The organism is Sphingobacterium suaedae, assembly GCF_042684625.1.
Taxonomy (GTDB): Bacteria; Bacteroidota; Bacteroidia; order Sphingobacteriales; family Sphingobacteriaceae; genus Sphingobacterium; species Sphingobacterium suaedae.
In genome coordinates, this window is record NZ_JBHULR010000004.1 from 86,547 (window position 1) to 113,366 (window position 26,820).

Here is a 26,820-nt window from a genome sequence, read left to right on the forward strand (position 1 = left end):
ATCGATCAGCTTACTTTTCGTAGTGGAAATCGATGACATGTATCTTTTGGATTTCCTGTTCAGACGCTTTGGATAAACTGACCCGCTTAAGTGTAACTCCCCGTACCGGTAATTCAGGATTTCCATTGATTTTTGCAATGAACTTCGCTTCGGTAGCCCGAATATGCTCAAGCGATATGTTTTGAATTGGAGTCAGCTTTTTAATTTTTGTGGGAACCAAAGTACGCCATTGGTACAGTACATCGGTGTCTATACCTAAAATTCCATCTTTTAGATGATGGGCCGTGATGTTGGAGAAATATATGCCGTTGACCGATCCTCCCATACGCTCGTTGGTTTTGATAAAAAGCAAATGCATTAAGTTGGCTTTTGGTCCAGCTTCACAGTCGGTGACATAAACATTTTCAATGCCTCCAGACAGCTCACTGCCTATGGCAACCAATTGATGCCCATCATTCATTTTACAATTTCGGATGACAATGTTTTTCGATGGTGTTTTCAGTCGCCAGCCTTCGGGGTTGCGACCCGATTTAATCGCAACAGCATCATCGCCTTGGTCGAATACGCAGTTCTCAATAAGGATATTCTGACTCATCTCTGGATCAATACCGTCGTTGTTATGGCCATGTGCGTACACATCGATGTTGCGAACGACGATGTTTCTAGACAGATAAAGATGAACCGTCCAAAAGGGACTGTTTCGGATTTTGACATCTTCTATAAGGACATTTTCACACCGATTGAATTGAATGAATTGCGGACGAAGATTGGACGTGTCATTCACCATATTTCGTTCCGCAACGGGTACATTGTCTTGCGCCCAATTGTAGAGTCTTTTGATACTTTCCATATGTGCTTGTGGGCGAGGGAACCATTGGCGCCAAATATCCATGATTGCTTTGATCTCACCCTCTCCGGTAATCGCCACATTTTTAGCCCCGAACGCGTAAATAAGTGGCGAATAGTTATAACACTCCAGTCCTTCCCATGTACTAAAGACTGCGGGCAGATAATCTTGCGGATTGCCGGAAAACAGCAAGGTGGCACCTTTGGCAATGTGCAAATTTACATGACTTTTTAAGTGAATCTTTTTGGTTAGCCATTCGCCTGCTGGTATCACGACCGTTCCGCCTTGTTCATGAGCAGCGTCTATCGCCCGCGCAATGGCTTGTGTGGTAAGCTCTTTATTTCCGGTTACGGCACCGAAGTCGACAATATTAAAACGTGCTGCATTGGCGAAATCAGGAATTGAAAATGTAGGCATAGCAAAAGGAGCATCTACGGAGATCGTCTCCTTAGAGATCGAGTAATGCTGGGCTTGCACCGCCATGCCTCCTCCGGTTATTATCAGTAAGATAAATGTAAAGAAAATGGATACCGGTCTCAGATAACTACGTTTAAGAAAAATAGGGGTGTGTCGTAACATATTGTATGGTTTACTTTGGTCCTGATTTGTTTATTTTACTTACCAACGTATCCAGCAACTAAGGCACGAGCTTATGGCAAGGAGAATCCAAGACAGTTCGGAAACTATGATCAAAACCGTGATTTAGAAGCCTTCGTTGGCTCGGCATAAAAATAGAGATAAAAATAGGAGCGACCTAATTTGAGATAGCAGGACACTACAGGTGAGTGACAGCCTTCAGTGCATACCCTCGGATTATCAACTAATCACAAATTTTTTACAAAGTTATAAACGAACGTTGGCGTGGTATAGACATGGTTAAGTGCAGGATTGGCATACAGAACAGGACACTACAGGTTGCCTTTGAGTTCGATTGTTGATAGCTTAGATTGTGAAAGATAGCGAATTAATAGGTTTGCTGACATAATTTTTACGCTGACCAAAGTCGAAATCGATGGTTCGACTTGATACCGCTTAAATAAAAAACAATGAAAAACAGATTTGTAGTAGGTGCAGTGGTCGTGATGACCATGCTTTTAGGATTTGATTTACGGGCACAGGATCGTTTTCCCGACGGTTCGCCAATCTCCGACTGGTTTAAGACAGTTATTCCCACGGATATTGCTTCCTTAGGAGCGATTTATCGGATTACTGATTTTGGAGTAATACCAGATAGTACCGTTTTGCAGACAGCGAAAATACAGGCTGTGATCGATAAAGCGCATCAAGCTGGCGGCGGCGTCGTTGTTATCCCGCGAGGTACCTTTTTAAGTGGTTCGTTGTTTTTTAAATCCAAGACACACCTGCATTTAGAAGAAGGTGCGGTTTTAAAAGGTAGCGACGATATTAGCAATTTTGCGCTGCTCATGACCCGTATGGAAGGGCAGACCGTCAAATATTTTGCGGCACTGGTCAATGCCGATCAAGTGAACGGATTTACGGTCTCCGGTAAAGGAACGCTTGATGGGAACGGGCTGCGGTACTGGAAGTCATTTTGGCTACGCCGTGGCTTCAATCCGAACTGTACCAATATGGATGAAATGCGTCCACGTATCTTATATGTGTCGAATAGCAAAAACGTCCAAATATCGGGAATCCGAATGAAAAATTCGCCATTTTGGACTTCGCACTATTACCGATGTGAGAACCTAAAGCTCGTGGATCTACATATCACTGCCCCGGAAAAGCCGGTCAAGGCACCCAGTTCGGATGCGATTGACCTGGATGTCTGTCACAACGTATTGATTAAAAATTGCTACCTGTCTGTAAATGATGATGCCATTGCACTGAAAGGTGGTAAAGGCCCTAAAGCGGACAAAGATCCGAATAACGGCGCAAACTACAATATTATCATTGAAAACTCCGCTTTTGGATTCTGTCACAGCGCGCTTACGTGCGGGAGCGAGTCTATTCACAGTTACAATATCATCTTCAGAAACAACACGTTGAATAAGGCAAAGAAATTGCTGCAGCTAAAAATGCGTCCGGATACACCGCAAGAGTATGAGCATATCTTGATAGAGAATGTAACCGGAAACGCAGTTAGTTTACTTTTTGTTAAACCTTGGACACAATTTTTTGACTTAAAGGGAGAAAGTGGGATCAAGATGTCTTACGCACAGAACATCACGTTGCGGAACATCACGTTAGATTGCGACATTTTGTTCGATGTTACTAACTCGGATCAATATAAACTGTCCAATTTCACATTTGATAAGATGAAGGTCAACGCCGCAAAACGCCCTTACATCCATCAAGAATACATCGAAAGCTTTAAACTGAATGATGTACTGGTAAATGGTAAGAAGGTCGCACAAAAATAGAGCAAAAAATACAGATCCTATGTGTCATACCTATTTAGCTAGATATCTGCGTCTGCTCGCGCTGTTGGGCGGGGTCGTCTGCGGACAGACGACGCTGGCGCAACGTTACATGGAATTCTTGGATCGGGGGTTCGTAGCCATTAAAAAGACAGAGCGGAGCACTTTCCTGAGTTGGAGATTGTTGGCCACAGATGATTATGAAACACCCTTTCACGTGTATCGTCAGTATACCGGTGATGCAAAAGAACGAATTACAGAGAAGCCGGTTTTAAAAGGGACAAATTTTGAAGATCAACGCGTAGATAACAAAAGGGATGCAATATATACCCTGGTTCGATTAGACGGTAAAAAAGAACATACGGAAGCGGTGTTGACGGTTGAAGGGACAGATCCTGTCCTTCCCTACACCGAGCTTCAGTTGCGCACACCCGAAGGATACTCCCCTGGGGACCTGTCTGTCGGTGACCTAGATGGGGATGGAAGTTACGAAATCGTCGTTCACCAAACAGGTAAGGGACATGACAACGCGCACAATGGCATGACCGATCCGCCCATTTTTCAAGCATATAAAATGGATGGTACATTCCTGTGGGAAATAAATTTAGGGAAGAACATTCGAGAAGGGGCACACTACACCCAGTTTTTAGTGTACGATTTAGACGGCGACGGGCGTGCGGAGTTCGTTTGTAAGACGGGAGATGGTACACGGGATGGTCTAGGGCAAGCGATTGGCGATGCAGAAGCTGATTGGAGAGATACCACGTCCAGCTCCCGTACATTTGGCAGAATCTTGAAAGGGCCAGAGTATTTGACGGTTTTTGATGGGCTCACAGGCGCAGCAATAAGCACCGTAAACTATTTGCCCGAAAGGGGAGATCTGCGGAAGTGGGGCGATAGTAATGCCAATCGTTCGGATCGATTTTTGGCATGTATTGCTTACCTCGACGGAATCCATCCGAGTGTGGTGATGACCCGTGGGTATTATGAACGGACAGCGCTTGCGGCTTGGGACTTTCGGGATAAAACATTAGTAAGTCGATGGGTTTTTGACACGCAAAACAGGGAGAACGCCTATTCAGGTCAAGGCTATCATAGTTTAACCACCGCTGATGTTGATCAAGACGGAAAGGACGAAATTGTATTCGGCTCCATGGTCGTCGATCATACAGGAAAGGGATTGTATAGCACCCGCTTAGGTCATGGTGATGCGCTTCACGTAACTGATTTGGATCCAGACCGTCCTGGTCTGGAAGTCTTTGGTATCCATGAGTTAAAGGGAGGCCGGAAAGGTGTTGGCGCTGCTCTTTTCGATGCCAAGACCGGTGATATTCTCTTCAAAGGAGCGATTGACCAAGATGTGCCTAGAGGCGTTGCTGCGAATATTGATCCGAATTATAAAGGCGCCTATATGTGGTGGCTAGGCTCAAAATCACTTTATGATATGAAAGGAAAGGTCGTGGGGCAAGCGCCGCGATCGGCTAACTTTTTGATTTGGTGGGATGGCGATCTTAGTAGGGAATTGCTGAACAGCAATTATATTGAAAAATACCAGCAAGGTGTTATCTTCCGTGCCGAAGGGGCTTCTTCCATTAATGGAACCAAAAGTACGCCTAATCTGAGTGCGGATATACTTGGCGATTGGCGCGAAGAACTCATTCTCCGTTCGGATGATAATCAAAGTTTACGGATTTATAGTACGACGATACCAACGGAATATCGCTTGTACACGTTAATGCAAGACCCGCAATACAGACTGAGCATCGCATGGCAAAATGTTGCCTACAACCAACCTCCACATACAGGTTACTATTTGGGAACGGGAATGGAAAGGCCTGATAAGCCAAATGTAAAACTGGTTCATGCCGAACGAGGTAGAAACCTCAAGGTTCAAAAACCGTTATACCGAGACCCGAAAGAAGACGGCGCCGCTGATCCTGTTGTGGTCTGGAATAAACAAGAAAAGGTATGGTATATGCTATATACCAATCGTCGGGCAAAAGTCGAAGGACTCACCGGGGTCTCGTGGGTGCATGGGACAGCAATTGGTATTGCGCGTTCTACGGATGGGGTGCAGTGGGAATATTTGGATACCGCTAAATTTGAAGAACCATATACGAACATGACGCTGTGGGCGCCGGACGTCATCGAAGATAAGGGAACATACCATATGTATCTAACAGTGGTGCCGGGCATATTCGAAGATTGGAATCATCCACGGTCCATCGCACATTTTACGAGCAAAGATCTGCTAAACTGGTCGTACGTATCTACGTTGGCGCTTTCGTCGGAGAAGGTTATCGACGCCAGTGTTTTTGCATTGCCCACCGGTGGATGGCGAATGTGGTACAATAACGAAAAAGATGGAAAATCAGTATATTATGCAGACAGTCCAGATCTTCGTACCTGGCAGGATAAGGGAAAGGCGTTGGCAACACGTGGCGAAGGACCCAAAGTCTTTGCTTGGAAAGATTTCTATTGGATGGTCGTGGACACTTGGAAAGGACTCGCCATTTATCGATCGAAAGATCTTCTTACATGGGATAAACAGCCGGATCTGCTATTAGATAGGGCAGGGCAGGGCAGGGATGATGGTGTTGTCGGGGGACACCCAGACGTAATCGTTGAAAACGACCGTGCTTATATTTATTATTTTACGCATCCGGGAAGAACGCCTGAAAATCTAGGCCAAGACACCTATGAACAGCGTCGGAGCAGCATACAGCTGGCAGAGATCCGCTACGATAATGGCGCGCTTATCTGCCATCGCGATGCGCCACTTTTCATAAATTTAGCGCGTAACTAAATACCAGATCATAAGATATGACTAAGAACGTGATACTGCTTGTCGCCGGCATACTTCTCCTGGCGTTTGACCTCCAGCATAAGCCAACTATTTATATTATCGGCGACTCTACAGTGCGTAACAGCAATAAAGAATATTGGGGATGGGGTACGCTCTTGCCTGAGTTTTTAGATACGACCGCCGTGGCAATAGCGAACCATGCTATGGCCGGACGTAGTACGCGCACCTTTCGGAAAGAAGGACGGTGGGATCGGCTTGATTCCCTTTTAAAACCCGGTGATTACCTGTTTATTCAATTTGGCCATAATGAGGGAAGTAAGCCCGATACAACGAAGCAAGGATATCGTGGCGTACTGCGCGGTATAGGAAAGGACTCCGTGCTACTGGATTGGGGAAATGGAAAATCTGAAGTCGTATATAGTTATGGAGAAAATTTAAGACGTTTTGTTCGAGAGGCAAAGGAGAAACGCGTAAACCCGGTCATTTTTTCCATGATTCCGCGTAACCAGTGGGATGAAGACGGTCATGTAAAACGTGCAAATCATGATTTTGGTCTCTGGGCTCGGCAGATAGCAGCTGAAGAAGGCGTCCCATTTGTGGATCTTAACGAAATTACAGCCCTAAAATACGAAAAGCTAGGTCCCGATACGGTTAAGAAACGCTATTTTCCGGGTGATCACACCCATACAAATTATGAAGGTGCGAAAGAGAATGCAGCTTCTGTAGTAGCTGGACTTCAAGAACTACAGCACCCTTTAATAAAATTTATGACAAGTAGATGAAAAAAATGAAGTATAGGATCGGCTGGAAGCTGGTTGCCCTTTTGTTGGCCTATTGTTTTTGTTCTTTTTTAAACAGAGAAAATCGAAAACCTACATTGTTTATCATCGGCGATTCCACCGTGAAAAATGGTAGAGGAGATGGCTCCAATGGCCAATGGGGATGGGGAAGCTTCTTGGGGGATTATATCGATCGATCGAAATTGAATGTGCGCAATAAAGCATTGGGTGGGACGAGCACACGAACGTTTTATAATAACCCAAAGCTTTGGCAACAGGTTCTGGACAGTATTCAGGCCGGCGATATTGTCATTATGCAGTTTGGACATAATGATTCCAGTCCCATTGTGGATACGTTGCGCGCGCGCGGCACCATAAAAGGAAATGGTGATGAATTTCAGGAGGTGTTCAACCCGTTGTTGAAACAACGGGAAATGGTGTATAGTTACGGGTTCTATTTACGCCGCTTCGTGAAGAATGTACACGATAAAGGCGCCAAGGCAATAATCTGTTCACCTATCCCGCGTAATGCCTGGGATGGCGAACATGTCCGTCGCTCGGCATATGCGCAATGGGCAAAGGAGGCGGCGGCACAAAGCGAAGCGTTCTTTGTGCCATTACAGGATTTGATCATCGCACATTATGAAGAGCTTGGAAAGGAAGCCGTACAGAGAACGTTCTTTGAGCCGAAAGATGCAACACATACCATTAAAGCAGGAGCGGAGCGGAATGCCTCGCTCGTGGCCTCTTTTTTGAAAGACACCAAAGAAATCGGATTACAACGTTTCTTTAAAAAGTAGATCCCGACTTTGTGCGATTTTTTTTTTACCGCGCGTGTAGGATCATCCTGCGCGCGTTGCTTTTTTGGGCGTCCACCGGCTTAAACAACGATTGTTAGCCAATGTTCCTGAAGTTCTATCCCGCGTCATTTTTTTTAACTGCTTCGCGTTTGGGTGTAACAAAATCTTTATATATGGGAAATTTGCCATTGCCGGCTTCCACGGCATAAAATGGCCGGATCGCAGGATACTACAGGTTGCCCGGCTCGGATATATGTGCTATTATAGCTGTTGAAAGAATCCTTATAAACCTAACGACGCGTGTCGATACGGAATGAAAGACACATGATGTGTTCGGAGAAGTAGAATAGGCGCGTCGAATGTTAACAATTGAAAAGTATCGTTACACATACATAAATAGAGTTTGTGCAAACAGAAATAATTTGATCCAGTATAATATATGATAAAAAGAAAAAGAACGATGTATGGCTTGTTACTTGTGATGGTATGTTGCGTCACTGCTTGCGCAACAAAGAAGCAAGTCGCACCTGTTGTCAATACCAAACGAGAGGTGTTGGACGTTATGCGCTCCGCCAATACCTATTTTATGGAGAAATGGCCGGATACCGGTAAACCGATTTACACAAACCGCTGGCGGCCGAGTAATATTTGGACACGGGCCGTGTATTACGAAGGGCTCATGGCCTTATATAAAATAGATGCAGACCAACGATATTACGATTATGCGGTAGATTGGGGTACAAAACATGCTTGGGGACTAAGAAACGGTACCCAAACGCGTAACGCCGACGATCAAGCGTGCGGACAGACCTATTTAGATTTATATGAAATCGATCCGAAGCCCGAACGCCTTGCAACGATAAAAACGAATATAGATTACGTTATCGCCTCCGGCAAAGTCGACGATTGGACATGGATAGATGCCATACAAATGGCTATGCCTGTATTTGCGAAGCTCGGCGTATTGCAAAAAGATGATCGCTATTTTGACTACATGTATAAAATGTACGCGCATTCTAAAAATAGCGAGGGTGGTGGACTGTATAACACAAAAGACAAACTGTGGTGGAGAGATAAGGATTTCGTTCCGCCGTATCAGGAACCCAATGGGGAGGATTGCTACTGGTCTCGCGGTAATGGTTGGGTCGTCGCTGCTTTAGTGCGGGTACTTGATTTGCTGCCCGATACGGATCCTCATAAAACGGAATATCTTCAGGACTATAAAAATCTGATGGAAGGTGTACTCGCCACGCAGCGAACCGATGGCTTTTGGAATGTTAGTTTGCACGATCCAACCAATTTTGGCGGACGGGAGACCTCCGGCACGGCATTGTTTGCTTACGGTATGGCATGGGGTTTAAACAACGGTCTACTGGACGCAAAAACATATCGGCCTGCATTAAACAGAGCTTGGAACGCAATGGTAAAAGAATCCGTTCATCCCTCCGGTTTTCTCGGATATCTTCAGGGTACAGGTAAAGAACCTAAAGACGGCCAACCGGTAAGCTTCTCCAGCGTACCTGATTTCGAAGACTATGGCCTAGGCTGTTTTCTACTTGCAGGTTCAGCGTACTACGTCCTGTTGGATAAGGAAGGAATGAAATAACACGCTCGATAAAAAACAAGCATATGCGATTACATATTCTCTTCGGATGTTTACTTTCCACATGTATCCTTTTGGTTTGCGGACAGGAACGGAAAGTCTTAAGTTTTAACGCGGGATGGCGGTATCACATAGGTGATGTGGAACAAGCTGCGCTACCCAACTTGGATGATCGGGATTGGACGCCCGTGACATTGCCTGCAGCTTGGAATGAAGACGAAGCTTTTGCGAAGCCTATACATGAGCATAGTACAGCAGTCGTGTGGTACCGAAAGAAATTTACGTTGCCTAAACAGTATCCCTTGGATAACATTTTTCTGGAATTTGAAGGCGTTCGTTTCGGCGCTGAAATTTATGTCAACGGTAAATTTGTCGGTAGACATGAAAATGGCGTCATGGCTTTTGGATTGGATATCTCCAACTATATATACGCCGATGCGGATAATACGGTCGCCGTGCGCACAGATAACAGTTGGCGATATCGTGAGAAATCGTCCAACAGCACATATCAATGGAATGATAAAAATTTCAATGCCAATTATGGTGGAATCCCCAAAAATGTTTGGATACATTTTAAAGGGACTCTTTATCAAACGTTACCGTTATATGCTAATCTAGGGACGGTTGGAACCTATGTATATGCAAAAAACATAGACATTGCTAAAAGGAGATTGGATCTACATGTCGAATCCGAAATAAAGAACACGGGCAAAATGCCCGTCAAAGGCGAATTTGTGATTGACGTGCGAGATGCCGAAAATAAAATGGTGAAGACCTTCTCAAGTAAATTCTCAATAGGAGTTGGATCAGAACAAGTCGTTACCGCATACAGCGCGCTCGATCAAGTAAATTTTTGGAATTGGGGATATGGCTACTTATACACGGTAACCTCAAAATTGGTAGTGGACGGTCAAGTCGTTGATCAGGTCGATACAAAAACGGGCTTCCGTAAAACAGCCTTTAAAGAAGGCATGGTTTTTCTAAACGACCAAGTCCTGATGATGAAAGGATATGCGCAGCGCACCAGCAACGAATGGCCAGCTGTAGGGTTATCCGTTGCTCCTTGGCTGAGTGACTACAGTAACAAGCTTATGGTAGAAAGTCATGCCAACCTCGTTCGTTGGATGCACGTTGCGCCGTGGCGACAAGATGTAGAGTCCTGTGACCGTGTCGGTCTTCTGCAAATGTTGCCCGCCGGAGATGCGGAACGCGACGTCGAGGGACGGCGTTGGGAACAACGTACCGAGGTGATGCGCGATGCGATTATTTACTATAGGAACAATCCGAGCGTACTATTCTACGAAAGCGGTAACGAATCTATTTCTGAAGCACATATGGCTGAGATGAAAGCTATCCGGGATCGATACGATCCGCATGGTGGACGGGCAATTGGCTCCCGGGAAATGTTAGACAGCAAGATTGCTGAATACGGAGGAGAAATGCTCTACATAAACAAGAGTGCAAAACACCCGATGATCGCAACCGAATACATGCGCGACGAAGGGCTGCGTAAGTATTGGGATGAATATACCTATCCTTTCCATAAAGAAGGAGACGGTCCACTATACAAAGGGAATGATGCAAGTGATTACAACAGGAACCAAGATCAACACGCCCTTGAAACAGTTCGCCGATGGTGGGAATACTGGAAGGTTCGACCAGGGACAGGGACTCGGGTTAGTTCCGGTGGGGTAAATATTATTTTTTCCGACTCGAATACCCACTATAGAGGGAAAGAAAATTATCGCCGTAGCGGCGAAGTAGACGCCATGCGAATTCCAAAAGATGGTTTCTATGCACATCAAGTGATGTGGGACGGATGGGTAGATGCCGATCCGAAAGGATTACACATTATCGGACATTGGAATTACCAAGAGGGAACGAAAAAGGATATACGTGTAGTGAGCGCAGGCGAACGCGTTGAACTGCTTGTGAACGGCGCTAGCGTCGGATTTGGTAAGCGATCGCATCAGTTCGTATTTACCTTCCCAGACATTTTATATGAAGCCGGTGAACTGAAAGCGCGGTCGTATAATGTAAATGGTATGCTTTTAAATGAAAAAGTACTTCGTACAGCGGGAGAACCGTATGCGCTTAAACTCCACTATAAACATGGAGACAATGGCCTTTTTGCCGATGGTAATGACATGGTACTCGTTGAGGTGGAAGTGGTTGATAAGAATGGACAACGTTGTCCGACGGCTACCCATATGGTTGATTTCTCCTGGGACGGACCGATGGATTGGAGGGGCGGTATAGCGCAGGGACCCGGTAACTATATCCTGTCGGAGTCGTTACCCGTAGAAGCAGGCGTGAACCGTGTTCTATTACGCACACGGTATGGTAAGGCGGGGAAGACGACTGTGCGCGCCCAGGCTAATGGCCTTCAGCCGGCTCAGATTGAGTGGACTGTACGCCCAATTGACTCAGTCGGCGGACTGTTCGTTAAATTGTCTAAAGAGGGACTTCCATCCAATGTTGATCGCGGGCCGGGATTGGACGAACCCGCGTTAACGATCACGAGACGGTCGTTGCCGATCGCGTCTGTCAGCGCTGGAGCAAATGCGCAGCAAGGCACTGCATCGTTTGATGACAACGAATTATCAGATTGGGTAAATGATGGAAGCCTCCAGCATGCATGGATAGAGTATACATTAGCAAAAGCAGCTGATATTGACGAAATTGACCTAAAATTGAATAACTTTAGGTCACGAGCCTATCCCCTTCAGGTGTTTGTTGATGATAAATTGGTCTACGACGGAGAGACAGCGACGACGCTGGGTTACTATACACTAGCTTTGCCCCGTACTCGAGGCCGTCGAATAAAAATCCAGTTGAAAGGATCATCTTACGTAATGGACGAAAATAAGCATGCTGAAATTGGAGGGAAGAAACTGGATGACGGGGTAGCGCGCAATGATGCCAACGCTAAAGGAACGTTAAGTATTATCGAAATAGATATTTATAGCAAACTGAAATAATGCAAAAAATTGCTTTTAAAATGCGGATAAAACCCGGAATGAAGGAAGAGTATAGAAAAAGGCATACCGCTATCTGGCCTGAATTGGTTGCTTTATTGAAAGAAAGTGGTATCTCTGACTATACCATATTTTTAGACGAAGCGTCTAATACCTTGTTTGCCGTACAGCGGCTTACTGGAAATTCCTCGCAAGATCTTGGTGAAACAGAGGTTGTACAGCGTTGGTGGGCCTACATGGCCGACATTATGGAAACAAACGCCGATTATTCGCCCGTTTCGGTTCCGTTGGAACAAGTTTTTCATTTAGATTAGCATGAATAAGAAAAATATATTGATGACACTCTGCTGCGGTGTGTTGTTCCACGTTTCGGCGGGAGCGCAGCAGCTGTGGCCCACGGTTACCAAAGAGATGAAACCATGGACTCGGTGGTGGTGGTTGGGTTCGGCGGTCGATAAATCCAATGTCGAGCGTGAACTCAAGATGTTTGCAGAAGCTGGCTTTGGGGGTGTTGAAGTAACACCCATCTACGGCGCAAAAGGATATGAAAAAAGGTATATCCCCTTCCTGTCTGATCCATGGATGGATATGCTATCCTTTACTGGAAAAAAGGCGCAGTCGCTGGGATTGGGCATGGATATGAATTTAGGCACCGGTTGGCCGTTTGGTGGCCCACAGATAGAGGAACCTCAAGCTGCGACTAAGTTTTTTTTGGATGAAATTGTACTCCGTAAGGGATCAACCCTGTCGTTTCCCCTGCAGAACAGTGATCCAAAACAAAGATCTTCGAAGTTGCAAGCTTTGCGTGCATTTACGGCAAATGGAGACGAGATAAATTTGGATACGTATGTGACACATTCTTCAGGAACTTGGACAGCACCAGCCGATGTGCGTATCGTCGCGCTTTTTTCCGGGCGAACGCGGCAGAAAGTCAAACGAGCAGCGCCCGGCGGTGAAGGGTATACATTGGATCACCTGGGTGCCGGCTCTGTACAACATTACTTTGAGCGGTTTAGACGCTCGTTTGCTAAACAACCGGTAGGGGTTAGATCATTTTTTAATGACAGTTATGAAGTCTACGGAGCCAATTGGACAGATGATTTCTTAATGGAATTTGCGCGAATCAAAGCATATAAATTGGAGGATCATCTGTTGGCCTTCTCGGGACAAGGGAATGACAAAGAAGAGGAAATGCGTGTTAAGTCGGATTACCGCGAAGTGGTGAGTGCCGTGCTGCAGAAAAATTTCTTACTCCCTTTCACCTCTTTTGCTGCAGAATACGGAGCTTTTTCCAGAAATCAGGCGCACGGTTCCCCGGGTAACCTAATCGATTTGTATGCCAGTACGGATATTGCGGAATGCGAGACGTTTGGATCTAGCTTTTTTGATATACCCGGACTGCGGCGAGACAGTGCTGATATACGAAACGTTGATCCTGATCCGATGATGTTTAAGTTTGCCTCTTCCGCAACGCACACGAGCGGTAAAAAATATACCTCGTCCGAGACATTCACGTGGTTGACCGAACATTTCAAAACGTCATTAGCACAGGCTAAACCCGAGGTAGAGCAACTCTTTCTGGCAGGTGTCAATCACATTTTTTATCACGGCACAACCTATTCACCGGCCGATGTACCTTATCCAGGCTGGTTGTTTTATGCATCGGTAAACTTCACCACCAATAACTCCTTTTGGCCGCATTTAACCGGGTTAAATACATATATTACGCGTGTACAATCTATTTTACAAACGACCTCATCGGATAATGAATTGTTGGTGTATTGGCCAATTTACGATGTTTGGCACGATACAAGTACGGCCTTTAAACAGCTGAGTGTGCATCATGTCGATGATTGGTTGCATCCGACAGAATTTTATAAGCAAAGTGTCGCATTGCAACGCGCGGGTTACAGTTTTGATTTCGTAACGGATGCTATTTTAGGCCGGTCTGGAGTCGTAGATAATCAGGTCATAACCGCAGAAAAAGCACATCCCTACAAAGCTATTTACGTCCCTACAGCTCATTACTTCTCGGAAAAAACATTCGCAAACTTATTAAGTCTTGCCGAGCAGGGAGCGACTGTTATTTTTGAATCGCTGCCAAAAGATGTAGCGGGGCTTGCGCAAATCGAGGAGCGTCGGCTTGAATTACAGGAGCTGATCGCTAAACTGGGCCTTAAGAAAGACAGGGAAAATGATTACACACGCTATGGAAAAGGTAAAATATACGTAACCACAGATGTACACTCGGCATTGGAAACGGAAGAAATTTTTGCGGAGCGTATCGTGCGCACTGGGCTGAAATTTACCCGGAGGAAAGCTGGAGATACCACGTATTACTATATGGTGAACCACGGAAAATCACTCGTGGATGAAGAAATTAGCCTGAATGTTCAAGGACAGTCGTATACATTGCTCGATCCACAAAGCGGGAAGATATTTCATTTGCCAACCAAAAACGGGCTGTTACGTGTGCAAATACCTCCGGGATATGCGTGGATCGTGATGATTTCTGATCGTCGGCAATCGGCAGATCGATATCATTATGCGAACGAATGGCACGATGAGCCTGTTTTTAAAAATCCTTGGAAAGTGAGTTTCGTACAAGGAGGTCCGAGTTTGCCTTCACCCCGTACGTTGGATAGACCAGTCTATTGGACGTCTTGGGGCGATCGTGTGGCGCAGATATTTTCAGGAACCGGAGCTTATGAAACAAGTTTTCGACTACAAAAAGATAGCAATAAAGCCTATTTGCTGAGTTTAGGCAAGGTGGCCGAAAGTGCACACGTCTATATTAATGGAAAATCAGCGGGAATCGTCTGGTCAAATCCATTCCAGTTGGAAGTAGGCGAGTGGTTGAAGGATGGCCATAATACGATTCGTATTGAGGTAGCAAATCTGATGGCCAACCGAATACGTGACTTGGATCGAAGAAAAGTGTCATGGCGTAATTACCATGAAATTAATTTTGTAAATATCGATTATAAGGATTTCGATGCCAGTTCCTGGTCGGTAATGGATAGTGGACTGGAAGGACCCGTGCGTTTGCTGACGTACTAACTTTACTGCTTCATTAAAACAAGAAGGTCGCTTTGATACAGAGCGACCTTCTTGTTTTGCTATGTTTTTGTTACAAAAAAAAGCAAAATAGTATCGAGAATAGGGAATAAAGACCTAATTAGGGCGCCAAACATGTAAGCGCATGACAGTTGTTTTCTGAACAGTATTTACATTGGTTTCTATAGCCCTATAAATCTAATTGAGAACTAATGTTATAAATCTATGAGAACAAAAATTTGGTTAATTGCTGTGTTGGCACTTTTATTTGGATTCGGTGAAGCGGTCGGACAGGAGCTGGTGAAAGGAAAAGTGCAAGATGGATCACAACAGCCTATCGTTGGGGTTTCTGTAAGCGTAGAAGGAGACAATAACCGGTCAGTATCGACAGATGCGAAAGGGGAATTCACCCTACAAGCAAAGACTGGTGAAACACTGCTTTTCTCATCGGTGGAATATGAGCCACACCGTCTTCGTTTGACAAACCAAGAACCGGTGCTTGTCACACTGAAGGCGAAAGACGAGCGATTGGACGAAGTCGTAGTGATCGGATATGGATCACAAAAGCGTTCCAACCTGATTGCACCAGTGTCTAAATTTAATGCGGAAGGATTGGAAGAAAGACCGATTGTTCGTGTTGATCAGGCGCTCGTGGGACAGATGTCGGGCGTGCGGGTCAAGCAAACGACAGGTGTCCCCGGCAAAGGATTGAGCGTTCAGGTGCGCGGATCGGGCTCGATCACCGCAGGCAGTGAGCCCTTGTATGTGGTGGACGGCTTTCCGCTTGCAACTGCCGCGCCTAACGGCTCGGGGAATTATGCATCGGGAAATCCATTGGATAATATGAACCCCAATGATATTGAGTCAGTAGAGGTTTTGAAAGATGCTTCCGCAGCCGCTATATACGGGTCAAGAGCGGCGAATGGTGTTGTCCTTATCACGACAAAACGCGGTAAGACCGGACAACCAAAATTATCGTTTAATACTTACCTAGGCGCATCTGAAGCCTACAAAAAGTTAGACATGCTGAACGGCGAAGAGTGGATCGACAGGGCGGTGGAAATGATTGATGCGGCATGGGTCGCTTCGGCAGCCGGACGTTCGGCCAGCCAAACGATGGATGAACGCCGCCAAATATTGAAGTTGCAACCCGGTACCTACAACACATCGTTAATGTATGACGAGCGATGGTTGCAAGAAGGTCGGCCGGGAATTTACTTGATGAATTGGCAAGACGAGGCTTATCGTCGGGGGCTTGTGCAGAATTATCAACTAGCGGCCTCCGGCGGGACGGACTACGTAAATTACTACATTTCGGGCAACTATATGGATCAGAAAGGTATCGTGAAAGGTCTGGATTATAAAAACTACGCGCTCAGGGCGAATGTAGATGTTAAAGCGACTAAGAAGCTTTCGATTGGATTGAACCTCGCCCCGACGTATTCCATGATGAATGATCCGGGGGTGGAAGGTAAAGATAATATCATGCATCAGATTTATTCCATGACACCGGTACAGGATCATCCCGCTGGGACAGTGAATGTTTTTGAAAACGAAAAATATCCCTGGAGCACATCAACTAATGATCCGATAGCTAAATTAACCAATTATATCGGTGAGAGTAAAATTGCGCGTATACTGGCAAGTATGTATGGGCAGTATCAGATACTGGATAACCTTACGTTTAAAACAACAGTGAATGTAGACAATACCGACCGGCAAGGCTTTAATTATATTCCTTATACGGTCGCCGGAACATTGGTAAACCGCATAGAAAAACCTAATGAAAGCACATATGGTGCAAGTGCCACGTATCGGAAACTGACTTTTGTGAATGAGAATACGTTGAACTATAATCTAGATTTGGGTAGGCATAGTATAAATGCTATGTTAGGGCATGCCTACAATTACGATCGAATAGATTTATCGTCGATCAGATCGCAAAAAGGATATACAAACAGTTCCGTAAAGACCTTGAATGCTGCGGTTTCTACAATTTCATCAACCGAGGCCACAAAAAATTTAATGCTTTCCTACTTCGGACGTGTTCAATATGCGTTTGATAATAAATATTTGCTTTCGGGAAGCATCCGCCGGGATGGATCCTCCCGTTTTGGAGCGAACACCAAGTGGGGATGGTTCCCCTCATTATCAGCAGGGTGGCGCGTCTCCGAAGAAGCATTTATGCAATCAGTGGGTTTTGTACAGGATCTTAAGATCCGGGGTAGTTATGGTGAATCAGGAAATAACAATATTGGCGATTACAGCAGCATAGCTATATTAAATGGTTATAACTATTCTTGGAATGGAAACTTTGCGCCGGGGCAAGGCGCTGGTAACATTATAAATCCTGATCTTACTTGGGAGAAATCAAAGACATTTGACTTAGGGCTTGATTTCTCTGTTTTGGGGTCGCGGTTATCTGGATCCTTTGACTGGTATACACGCAATAGTAGCAATCTGCTCCTCAATGTACCGACGATGTTGGCGTCAGGATTTTCTTCTTATCTGGATAACGCGGGCGAGGTGCAGAGTCGAGGATGGGATTTGGAAATTACGACACGCAATATGCAGCGCGAATCATTTTCTTGGTCAACCTCGCTCAATGTGAGTCATAATAGAAATAAGGTAACCAAATTAATAGCGGATCAACAGGAAATCTTGATCCCTTCTTCTTTTGATATCGAACATAGTCTTTTGCGTGTCGGTCAACCCATGTACAGCATTTATGTGGTACAACAGGACGGTATTTTAAGTCAGCAGGATATTGATAATGGTGTGCCGATGTACGGAACGCAGCAAGCTGGCGATCCACGTTATGTGGATGCTAACGGGGATAAGACCATTGATGCCGACGATCGTGTGATTGTCGGTCATCCGAACCCCGATTACGTGTGGGGGATCACCAATGATTTTCGCTACAAGAATTTTGATCTCAGCTTCTTATTCCAAGGGCAACAAGGCGGACATATTTACTCGCTTCTGGGACGAGCCTTGGGAAGGACGGGACAAGGCGCAAGCGATAATGCCCTTGGATTCTATCGGGATAGGTGGCGTTCAGAAGAAGATCCTGGCGACGGGCGCGTTGGCAAAGCGTATTCTACCTTCGGCCGTATTAAAAATACCGACTGGCTTTATTCTTCCGATTATTGGCGGTTGCGTCATGTCACTTTGGGATACAATTTTAAAGATTTGCGTATAGGTGGACAGTCCCGATTAAATTCTGGACGTATCTATATTACGCTAGAGAACTTTTGGGGACACGATAAGTACGACGGGGGCGTCAATCCGGAATCGGCCAATACCAACCTGAGTGGTAGTGACACATATCCCGAAGCCGGCGACTATGGTGGATTAGCGTTACCTAAAACCTTTACGTTCGGTATTAATCTGACATTTTGATCATTTAAAAGCGATGCATAACATGAAAAAAATATTTTATATAGTAATTGGTTTAGGCATATTAACGGCCTGCGACATGGACCTCAATCAGCAACCCATATCTGATCCAACGTCCGAAACGTTTTTTCAAACCGAAAATGATTTTGTACAGGGGTTGAACGCCGTGTACAGTGCTACGCGCACTTACCCCGATCGGTTGCTAAATCTGTCCGAAACACGTTCGGACAATCTCTATGCCGTATCAGATGGTGGTGTACGCGATTGGGAAGGGATCAACAGCTTTCACAAGACCATTGACGCGAATCCCTATGTAGAAGAAGCTTGGGAAGGGAATTATATCGGCATATTCCGTGCAAATAATTATTTAGAACAGTTAACTACCAAAGGAGAAACCGTGATTTTGGATGCGGATGTCCGACGCAGGATGGAAGGAGAAGTACGTTTTTTGCGTGCCTTTTATTATTTTGATCTACTTCGTTATTTTGGGAAGGTTCCTCTGATTGATCACGTGGTCACAGCCGCCGAAGCGAAGACGATACCACGTAGTGAGGTCACTATTCTTTATGATTTTATTATTCAGGACCTGATGACAGCCATAAATTATTTGCCTGCCCCAAGTACGTATGCTGCAGAGGACAAGGGACGAGTTAACAGCTACGCGGCTAGAATGCTACTCGGCTTGGTGTACATGACTAGATCCGGGCCTACTTTGGGTATCGATGGTGCAGGATTAAATAGCAACGAGTGGGGAAAAGCTGTCGAACAATTCGACGAGATTATTGCGAGCGGCGAATTTGAGCTATTGCCGACCTATAGCGCCGTTTTTGATTATAACAACGAGCGCAACAAAGAAGTTATTTTTAATATCGAATATGCAACCGGTGCGACGCCGGCTGTAGGAGCGACATTTCCGTGGGTGTTGGTTCCGGACACGTGGTTCCAATCGCTCGGTTTTGGCAATCAGGGCGGTTTGACTATTCGTCCGGTAGCGCAAGATTTGCTGGATCGTTATGCAGACGCTGATGTTCGGAAATCTTTTAATATTCAAAGTGGATTTTCGAACGGCTCAGCCGTCGAAACCCGATCATTTGTGAAAAAATTTGTGGACATCACGAAAGTGCCAACAACTAGCCGAACAGATTGGCCAAACAATTTTATTGTCTTTCGGTATGCGGATTTACTGCTGCTGAAAGCAGAATGTGTATTGAACGGTGCTCCTGGAAATGCAACGACAGACGTGGATGAGGTGGTAAACCAAATCCGATCAAGAGCCGGCTTAACTGAGCCGCTTGTTGCTGTAACAAAAACACAGCTTCTTGAAGAGCGTCGCCGCGAATTCATTGGAGAAGGCAGTCGGTGGTTTGACTTAATTCGCTCGGGCACCGTCGAACAAACGATGAACGCATGGATTGATCAAGAAGATACGGGCGGACAGATGCAGGACTTTCAGATCAATTATGTGTTATATCCCATTCCCCAATCAGAATTGAATAACGCTCCTGGACTGTACGAACAAAATCAAGGGTATTAAACCGACAAATAGGGACATAGCGTGTCGGCCATGTAAGCTGCGCGCTATGTCTTTTCCTGCTATATATATCCGTTCTTTACACAACACAGCGCCTATTCTCTTTAAGAATTACGGAAAGATTGCTTTTTTTATGAAAAAAGCGTTTCTTTAAGGCGATCTTATGTTAAGGGAAGATGAATAACACCGATTTTATAAAGAGTATACAGATCAGCGATTTCTCATCGACGCCAAAGTATTTGCAGTTGGCGGACGCCGTCATGGAGGGGGTGCGAAACGATCAGCTGAAGCTCGGCGATATCTTACCGTCAATTAATGAGTTAAGTGTCCACTTAGATATCTCTCGTGATACGGTAGAAAAAGGATATAAGCACCTGAAAAGTCTGGATGTTATATCATCGACCCCAGGAAAAGGTTATTTTGTGGCCAAAGCCGAAGTGGTGAGTAAACAAAAAATTGCGTTATTCCTGAACAAACTCAGTGCACATAAAAAAATTGTATATGACGCGTTTGCGCGGGAGTTAGGAATAGAGGCTTCGCTGGATCTTTTTGTATATAACAGCGATATTTCTCATCTAAGAAGTTTAGTGCTCAACCTAACAAAACAGTATGACCGCTATGTGGTTTTTCCGCATTTTAAAGAAGGGCGAGATCAGGCACCAGAAGTGCTTGCGTTAATACCTGCCGAAAAACTGATGTTACTCGGGAAAATGGTCGACGGTTTAGAAGGACACTTTGATGCCGTATACGAAAATTATGAAAAAGATATTTATGAGGCACTTGAAAAAGCACTGGATCCACTCTCCAGTTATCGAACGCTTAAACTGGTCTTTCCAGATAACAGCGACTACCCCAAAGCTATAATCAAAGGATTTTATAAGTTCTGCCAGCAATATGCATTTGATCATATTCTAGTGGGCGATTTGTCGAAGGAGAGTATTAAAAAAGGAGAATGTTACATTAATCTCGCAGAAGACGATTTGGTACTCATTTTGGAAAAGTGCATTTCGAAAAATTTTCAGGTCGGGACGGATGTTGGCATCATTTCTTATAACGAAACACCACTCAAGAAATTTATTTTGAACGGGATTACAACCATTTCAACAGACTTTGAGCTGATGGGCAAATACGCAGCTCAGATTATTAAAGGATCGGAAACCAAGCAAGTCGAGGTGCCTTTTTACATTAATATCCGTCCCTCTATCTAACGTCCATAGGCAGGATACGGCAGGTTGCTGCTCATCTATTGTTTATCTACCTTGCTCAGGTATTTTGAAGAAGGTATTTTGTTTAGAAGATACTAGGGAAGAAAGATAAACCGCCACCACCTTCATTGTTTATTAATCATATAGATTAGGCCCGACCGCTTGGCTCGCTGCGAATCTAGTTTCATCAATGGGAATGCAATCGATTGCTGACTGCGATCAGGCCGTGATGTTGCCGTGTTGGTCTCCTCTCCCTACTGCCTCTTTACATGGTACCCTTCAAGAAAAGGAGATTTATAATTCGAGAAATTTCAGAAAAAAATGCAAATGAAAAAATTGATGAATGCAAGCACAGCTTATCTGCTCAATATGCGGATACTGGTGTTGTTCGTTACCGTGTTGTGTATCACGCCGGCTTGGGCACAGACGAATGTGTCTGGACGAGTAAAAGATGCAGAGGGCAGCCCATTACCAGGCGTTAGCGTTACCGTTAAAGGGGAACAGGGAGGTACGACAACCGATGCAACGGGTGCGTTTAAAATAAGCGCGCCGAGCAATGGAACGTTGGTTTTCACGATGCTGGGGTTTAAATCGCAAGAGCAGGATGTGGCGGGGAGTAGTACTCTATCGATTACTTTAATGTCCGAAAGCGAATTGGTCGAGGAGGTGGTGGTAGTGGGGTATAATGTGGTGAAGAAATCGGATTTGACAGGGTCGGTTACTACCGTGAAGAGCGAAGAAATTACGGCCATGCCGGTTACGAATCCTTTGCAAGCGCTGCAAGGCCGTGCGGCAGGTGTTGACGTGACATCCAATGAACGCCCCGGAGAGGTGGGATCTGTTCGTGTACGGGGAGAGCGATCGCTATTGGCTTCCAATTCCCCGTTATATGTTGTCGATGGGGTTCCTTTAAATTCCGGCGGTATTGAATTTATAAATCCAAAAGATATCGAATCGATCGATGTTTTAAAGGATGCTTCTGCGACGGCGATCTACGGTTCGCGTGGGGCGAATGGTGTAATTATTGTCACCACCAAGCGCGGAACATCAGGACGCACGACATTGGATTATTCCTTTACTTCGACGATCGAAAATCTGCAAGATCGGACAGAAATGATGAATGCAGCTGACTACATCGAATTCCGACGGGAAGCCTACAGAAGGGCATATCGTTTAGATCCAAATGTGAAAGTTAAGTACCCGGATGGTGCGGATTTCGCATCTGATCAGGAAATTTTTGGACAAGATCCGTATGCTTGGGCAAATGTACAGAAGGGATGGGCCGACGGGGATTGGAACGGTTCTCTAGTGCCGACAACGGATTGGACGGATTATGTGACCAAGACTGGCTTTACGCATGATCATTTGCTGTCTGCTAGCGGAGGAACGGAAAAAGTACAGGCTTACGGGTCATTTGGCTACTTGAAACAAGACGGAACGCAATTGGGACAGGATTATCAGCGCTATTCCGGAAAATTGACGGTGGATATTACACCGGTTAATTGGTTTAAAATGGGAGCCGTACTGAATACCACCTATGGTGACCAAAACTATGGTTATGCCACCACTAATGCGACTGGTCCGGGAAACTTATACTTTGCCGCGCGCGGCATGCTTCCATTTGCTGTACCGTATGACGAGCAAGGAAATCGGATCAACCTGCCGGGTGGAGATATTAATATTCTCAATCCTATTCTAGAGGCAAGTTACAATGTGAATGAACGATTTATTTTTCGAAATTTTGGTAATATCTATGCGGAATTTGAGCCCCTTAAAGGCCTAAAATATAAAGTCAATTTCGGTCCTGATTATTACAATAACCGCAACGGCCGATACATGGACGCAAACTCTGTGAATCGTGGTGGTGGCGAACCCGGGTCAACGAATTATGCGCAATTAAACCAAACGATGCGTTTTTCTTGGACATTGGACAACTTGATTTACTACAATAAGACGTTCAAAAAGCATAATGTCGGTTTGACCCTGTTGCAAAGTGCTACCTCTTTTCGTGAAGAAACATCCACCATGCTCGCAACAAACCTACCGTGGGATAGCCAAAAATGGTATCAATTAAACTCGGTGGATAAATTGGACGATTTTTCTTCGGGACTGGTTGAAACACAAATGCAATCCTATATGATACGCGGGAACTATGACTTCGACGGCAAGTATCTTTTTACGGGATCGATGCGCTGGGATGGAGCGTCTATGTTGGGCGAAGGACATAAATGGGATACTTTCCCCTCATTAGCCTTGGCTTGGCGGCTGGATAAGGAAGGTTTCTTAGGGAGTCACTCATGGATTAATCTGTTAAAGGCGCGGATCGGTTATGGGGTCACCGGAAATTCATCGGTTAGCGCATACAGTACCTTGGGTCGACTGCAAACCTTATATTATACCTGGGGCAATGTAGTTGAGCCTGGATATGTGCCATCCGACCCATCCACCAGGGATCCACTTCCATTACCGAATAAGGAGCTCGCTTGGGAAAAGACAGCGCAAATTAATTACGGTGTCGACTTCTCTTTCTTCAAAAACAGAATATCGGGTTCACTGGATTACTTCACGTCGAAGACGACAGACTTGCTCTTGGAACGTACAATTCCCACAGTAAACGGTTACACGTTTACGTTCGACAATGTCGGCTCTACAGCCAATCGGGGTGTCGAACTATCATTGAATACGGTGAACATCGCCCATGAGAATTTCTCATGGGAATCCACCTTGAGTTTTACACATAGCAAAAACCGGATCGTCGAGTTGGCTGGTGGTACGGTCGACGACTTAGCGAATTTCTGGTTTATAGGTGAACGGCTGGGCGTATATTACGATTACGTGAAAGACGGTATTTGGCAAAATACACCAGAGGATCTTGCGGAAATGGAAAAATTTAACGCGAACGGTGGAAACTTTACGCCAGGAAGCATAAAAATTAGAGATTTAAATGGAGATTATAGAATAGATGCGAATAACGACCGACAGATTTTAGGCCATTCGGCGCCCGATTGGAATTTTGGTTTTGGTAACAGCTTTACCTATAAAAATTTTGATCTAAACTTCTTCATTTATGGACGCGGCGGTTTTATGCTGACCGGAGGAGAAGAAGCACTACAAGGACGTTATTCGCAACGGTTAGTGGACTATTGGACTCCGCAAAACCCAACGAATGATTATCCTGCTCCAAACTATAATAGTGCTGCCGGAGATACGTACAAGAGCTCCATGAATTATCAGAATGGAACATTTGTCAAACTCAGAAATGTATCGTTGGGTTACACTTTCGGAGAAGATGTTACCAATCGGTTGAAGCTTTCAAGACTCCGTATTTATGTGCAGAGTATGAACCCAGGTTTACTGTATTCGAAAGTTGATTGGATTGATCCAGATTTGGGAGGTTCGACCTTCAACAGAGGGGTTGTTTTTGGATTAAATGTTGGTTTTTAAAAAGGCATTATAATGAAAATTTTAAATAAAAAATACATATACGCTTTACTTGCAGCAATTCCCCTGTTGAGTATGCAGAGCTGTCAAAAGGACTTTTTGGATGAAGAATTGATTACGTCTAGGAATACAGACGATTACAAAACAACTGAAGGACTAGATGGGTTGGTAACAGGTATGTATCAATCGCTGCGTTTTCATTTTAATTATGAATGGGCTTATGCGACAACAAACTACGGTACCGATGAGTTTTGGATCGGAGGGGATCGTACGAAAGAAATGTGGGGGACATATGGATCAACCCTAAACAGTTTGACCGGGGAAACAGCCAACGTTTGGGATAATATGTACGGGGCTATCAATTCAGCAAATACCGTTATTGCGAATGTACCCGAGTTTTATACCGATGGAAATTTGAAAAATACGCGGTTAGGAGAAGGATATTTCATACGCGCATTTAACTATTTTAAACTGGTCAAACAATATGGCGGTGTACCCATTAAATTGGATCCTTCATATACCGTTCAATTGGAATTTACGCGGAGCACGGCGCAGGAGGTGTTTGAGCAGGTGGTCAGCGATTTTACGAAAGCGTATGAACTCTTGCCTACAGAAGGAGCGCAAACGGGAAGAATAACGAAATGGGCTGCCGCTCATTTCCTAGCGAAAGTTTATTTGACCAGAGCCAGTGAGCTATATGCCGATTGGAATGAGACGACCAAAGACGCTGATTTGGAAAACACGGTCAAATTTGGAAAAGAAGTCATCGAGCAAAGCGGACACCGTTTGGCAGATAATTTTCGGGATCTGTGGAATTTTACCAAGCCCGACGGTCCCAACGAGACCTTACCTGAAATTATTTTAGCTGCCCAATTCTCTAATAATGTCGCAACAGCCGGTAGATATGGTAATCAATTGCATCTGCATTATCCCTCTGTTTATCAGAATTTAGCAGGCATGCAACGGGATATTCCGGGAGGAAGAGAGTTTCAACGATTACGGACGTCTGACTATTCGGTCGACGTGTACGATCGTGTACATGACTCTAGATTTTGGAAAACATTTAAAACGGAATACCTCTGCAATAAACCCGAAGCGGCACCAAAGTGGGACGCAACAAATGCTCCTAGCGCAGATTTAGTAAATCAAGTAAAATTTAAAGGCGGAGAAGTCTCTATTAAATATATCGTCAACGGTGCCGGAGATACTCGGTATACGGCCGAAAATATCAAAAAAAGAGCGCCACATATGTTTGTGCGATATTTTAATGGAAATACGCAGGGCTATAAAGGAGCTCATGGAAATTATGAAGCAAGTCGGTATTTGACGATGTCGAAATTTGCCGATGGTTCCAGGAATTCGGTGGCTAACCAATTTGGTAACCGAGATGGTATTTTGGCGCGATTGGGAGAAACGTATCTACTTGTTGCGGAGGCATACGGCAGACAGGGAAAATATGACCAGGCGATGCCCTTCATTAATGAAATCAGAAAACGTGCCGCTTATAAAGATGGAGAAGATCGGTCGGCTTATGTGGATGGTGGGATCGCTTACAAAAACAATGAGGTCGTTCCAGTTACTTCGTTTGTCTCCTTATCCGAACGTAATACGTATTATGAGTCGAATAATATGCAAGAAACGACAGCTGCAACCACCACTGCTATGACCCTGACAGTAAATGATATTTGGACGGCAACAGATCAATTTTATACGGAACTCGGCGCATCTTCTAATCAGGATAAATTTTTGGTGTTCATCCTGAACGAGCGATCTCGCGAATTGATGGGCGAGCTTCTACGTTGGGAAGACCTTTCGCGTACGAAAACATTGGTAAAACGAGCACAGATTTTTAGTAATGAAGCAAATCCGGTCGAAGGCACGCATTATGTGCGACCTATTCCGCAGAGTTTTCTGGATGCGATCCAAACCAGTGGTAGACCACTAAGTGCTCCGGAAAAACAGGCCATGCAAAATCCGGGCTATTAACCCAATATAT

At 44.9% G+C, this 26,820-nt stretch carries 14 protein-coding genes; 13 read left to right on the forward strand and 1 reads right to left on the reverse strand.

Annotated elements, in window-relative coordinates; all coding sequences use genetic code 11:
* Positions 1-10: 10 nt before the first annotated feature.
* The gene (locus tag ACFSR5_RS10090; protein ID WP_380903319.1) at positions 11-1,426 is read right to left on the reverse strand and encodes a glycoside hydrolase family 28 protein; all 1,416 of its coding nucleotides are present in this window, start codon (positions 1,424-1,426) and stop codon (positions 11-13) included.
* Between the two features lie 467 nt (positions 1,427-1,893).
* On the opposite strand from ACFSR5_RS10090, the gene ACFSR5_RS10095 reads away from it, so the two are divergent.
* The 13 genes from ACFSR5_RS10095 (at position 1,894) to ACFSR5_RS10155 (ending at position 26,810) form a co-directional block, all read left to right on the forward strand.
* A complete protein-coding gene (locus tag ACFSR5_RS10095; RefSeq protein WP_380903321.1) occupies positions 1,894-3,228 on the forward strand; it encodes a rhamnogalacturonidase in 1,335 nt (444 codons plus the stop codon).
* 19 nt (positions 3,229-3,247) lie between these two features.
* Entirely contained in the window at positions 3,248-6,031 is a 2,784-nt protein-coding gene (locus ACFSR5_RS10100; protein WP_380903323.1) for a rhamnogalacturonan lyase family protein, read from the forward strand.
* A 17-nt stretch (positions 6,032-6,048) separates the two neighbouring features.
* Entirely contained in the window at positions 6,049-6,813 is a 765-nt protein-coding gene (locus tag ACFSR5_RS10105) for a rhamnogalacturonan acetylesterase (RefSeq protein ID WP_380903325.1), read from the forward strand.
* A gap of 5 nt (positions 6,814-6,818) precedes the next feature.
* Positions 6,819-7,610, forward strand: coding sequence for a rhamnogalacturonan acetylesterase (locus ACFSR5_RS10110; RefSeq protein WP_380903327.1), 792 nt, complete (start codon positions 6,819-6,821; stop codon positions 7,608-7,610).
* A gap of 439 nt (positions 7,611-8,049) precedes the next feature.
* On the forward strand, positions 8,050-9,216 hold the full coding sequence (locus ACFSR5_RS10115; RefSeq protein ID WP_380903329.1) for a glycoside hydrolase family 88/105 protein: 1,167 nt from the start codon (positions 8,050-8,052) through the stop codon (positions 9,214-9,216).
* 23 nt (positions 9,217-9,239) lie between these two features.
* Positions 9,240-12,194, forward strand: a complete 2,955-nt coding sequence (locus ACFSR5_RS10120; protein ID WP_380903331.1) for a glycoside hydrolase family 2 protein — start codon at positions 9,240-9,242, stop codon at positions 12,192-12,194.
* On the forward strand, positions 12,194-12,505 hold the full coding sequence (rhaM, locus tag ACFSR5_RS10125; RefSeq protein ID WP_380903333.1) for an L-rhamnose mutarotase: 312 nt from the start codon (positions 12,194-12,196) through the stop codon (positions 12,503-12,505). Before ACFSR5_RS10120 ends, rhaM begins: the two co-directional genes overlap by 1 nt.
* 1 nt (position 12,506) lies before the next feature.
* On the forward strand, positions 12,507-15,251 hold the full coding sequence (locus ACFSR5_RS10130) for a glycosyl hydrolase (protein ID WP_380903335.1): 2,745 nt from the start codon (positions 12,507-12,509) through the stop codon (positions 15,249-15,251).
* A gap of 222 nt (positions 15,252-15,473) precedes the next feature.
* Entirely contained in the window at positions 15,474-18,650 is a 3,177-nt protein-coding gene (locus tag ACFSR5_RS10135; protein ID WP_380903337.1) for a SusC/RagA family TonB-linked outer membrane protein, read from the forward strand.
* A 22-nt stretch (positions 18,651-18,672) separates the two neighbouring features.
* On the forward strand, positions 18,673-20,181 hold the full coding sequence (locus ACFSR5_RS10140; RefSeq protein ID WP_380903339.1) for a RagB/SusD family nutrient uptake outer membrane protein: 1,509 nt from the start codon (positions 18,673-18,675) through the stop codon (positions 20,179-20,181).
* 173 nt (positions 20,182-20,354) lie between these two features.
* Positions 20,355-21,386, forward strand: coding sequence for a GntR family transcriptional regulator (locus ACFSR5_RS10145; protein ID WP_380903341.1), 1,032 nt, complete (start codon positions 20,355-20,357; stop codon positions 21,384-21,386).
* A gap of 318 nt (positions 21,387-21,704) precedes the next feature.
* On the forward strand, positions 21,705-24,827 hold the full coding sequence (locus tag ACFSR5_RS10150) for a SusC/RagA family TonB-linked outer membrane protein (RefSeq protein ID WP_380903343.1): 3,123 nt from the start codon (positions 21,705-21,707) through the stop codon (positions 24,825-24,827).
* A 12-nt stretch (positions 24,828-24,839) separates the two neighbouring features.
* Positions 24,840-26,810 carry a RagB/SusD family nutrient uptake outer membrane protein gene (locus tag ACFSR5_RS10155; RefSeq protein WP_380903345.1) on the forward strand — a complete coding sequence of 657 codons (1,971 nt, stop codon included), beginning with the start codon at positions 24,840-24,842 and terminating at the stop codon, positions 26,808-26,810.
* Positions 26,811-26,820: the final 10 nt, after the last annotated feature.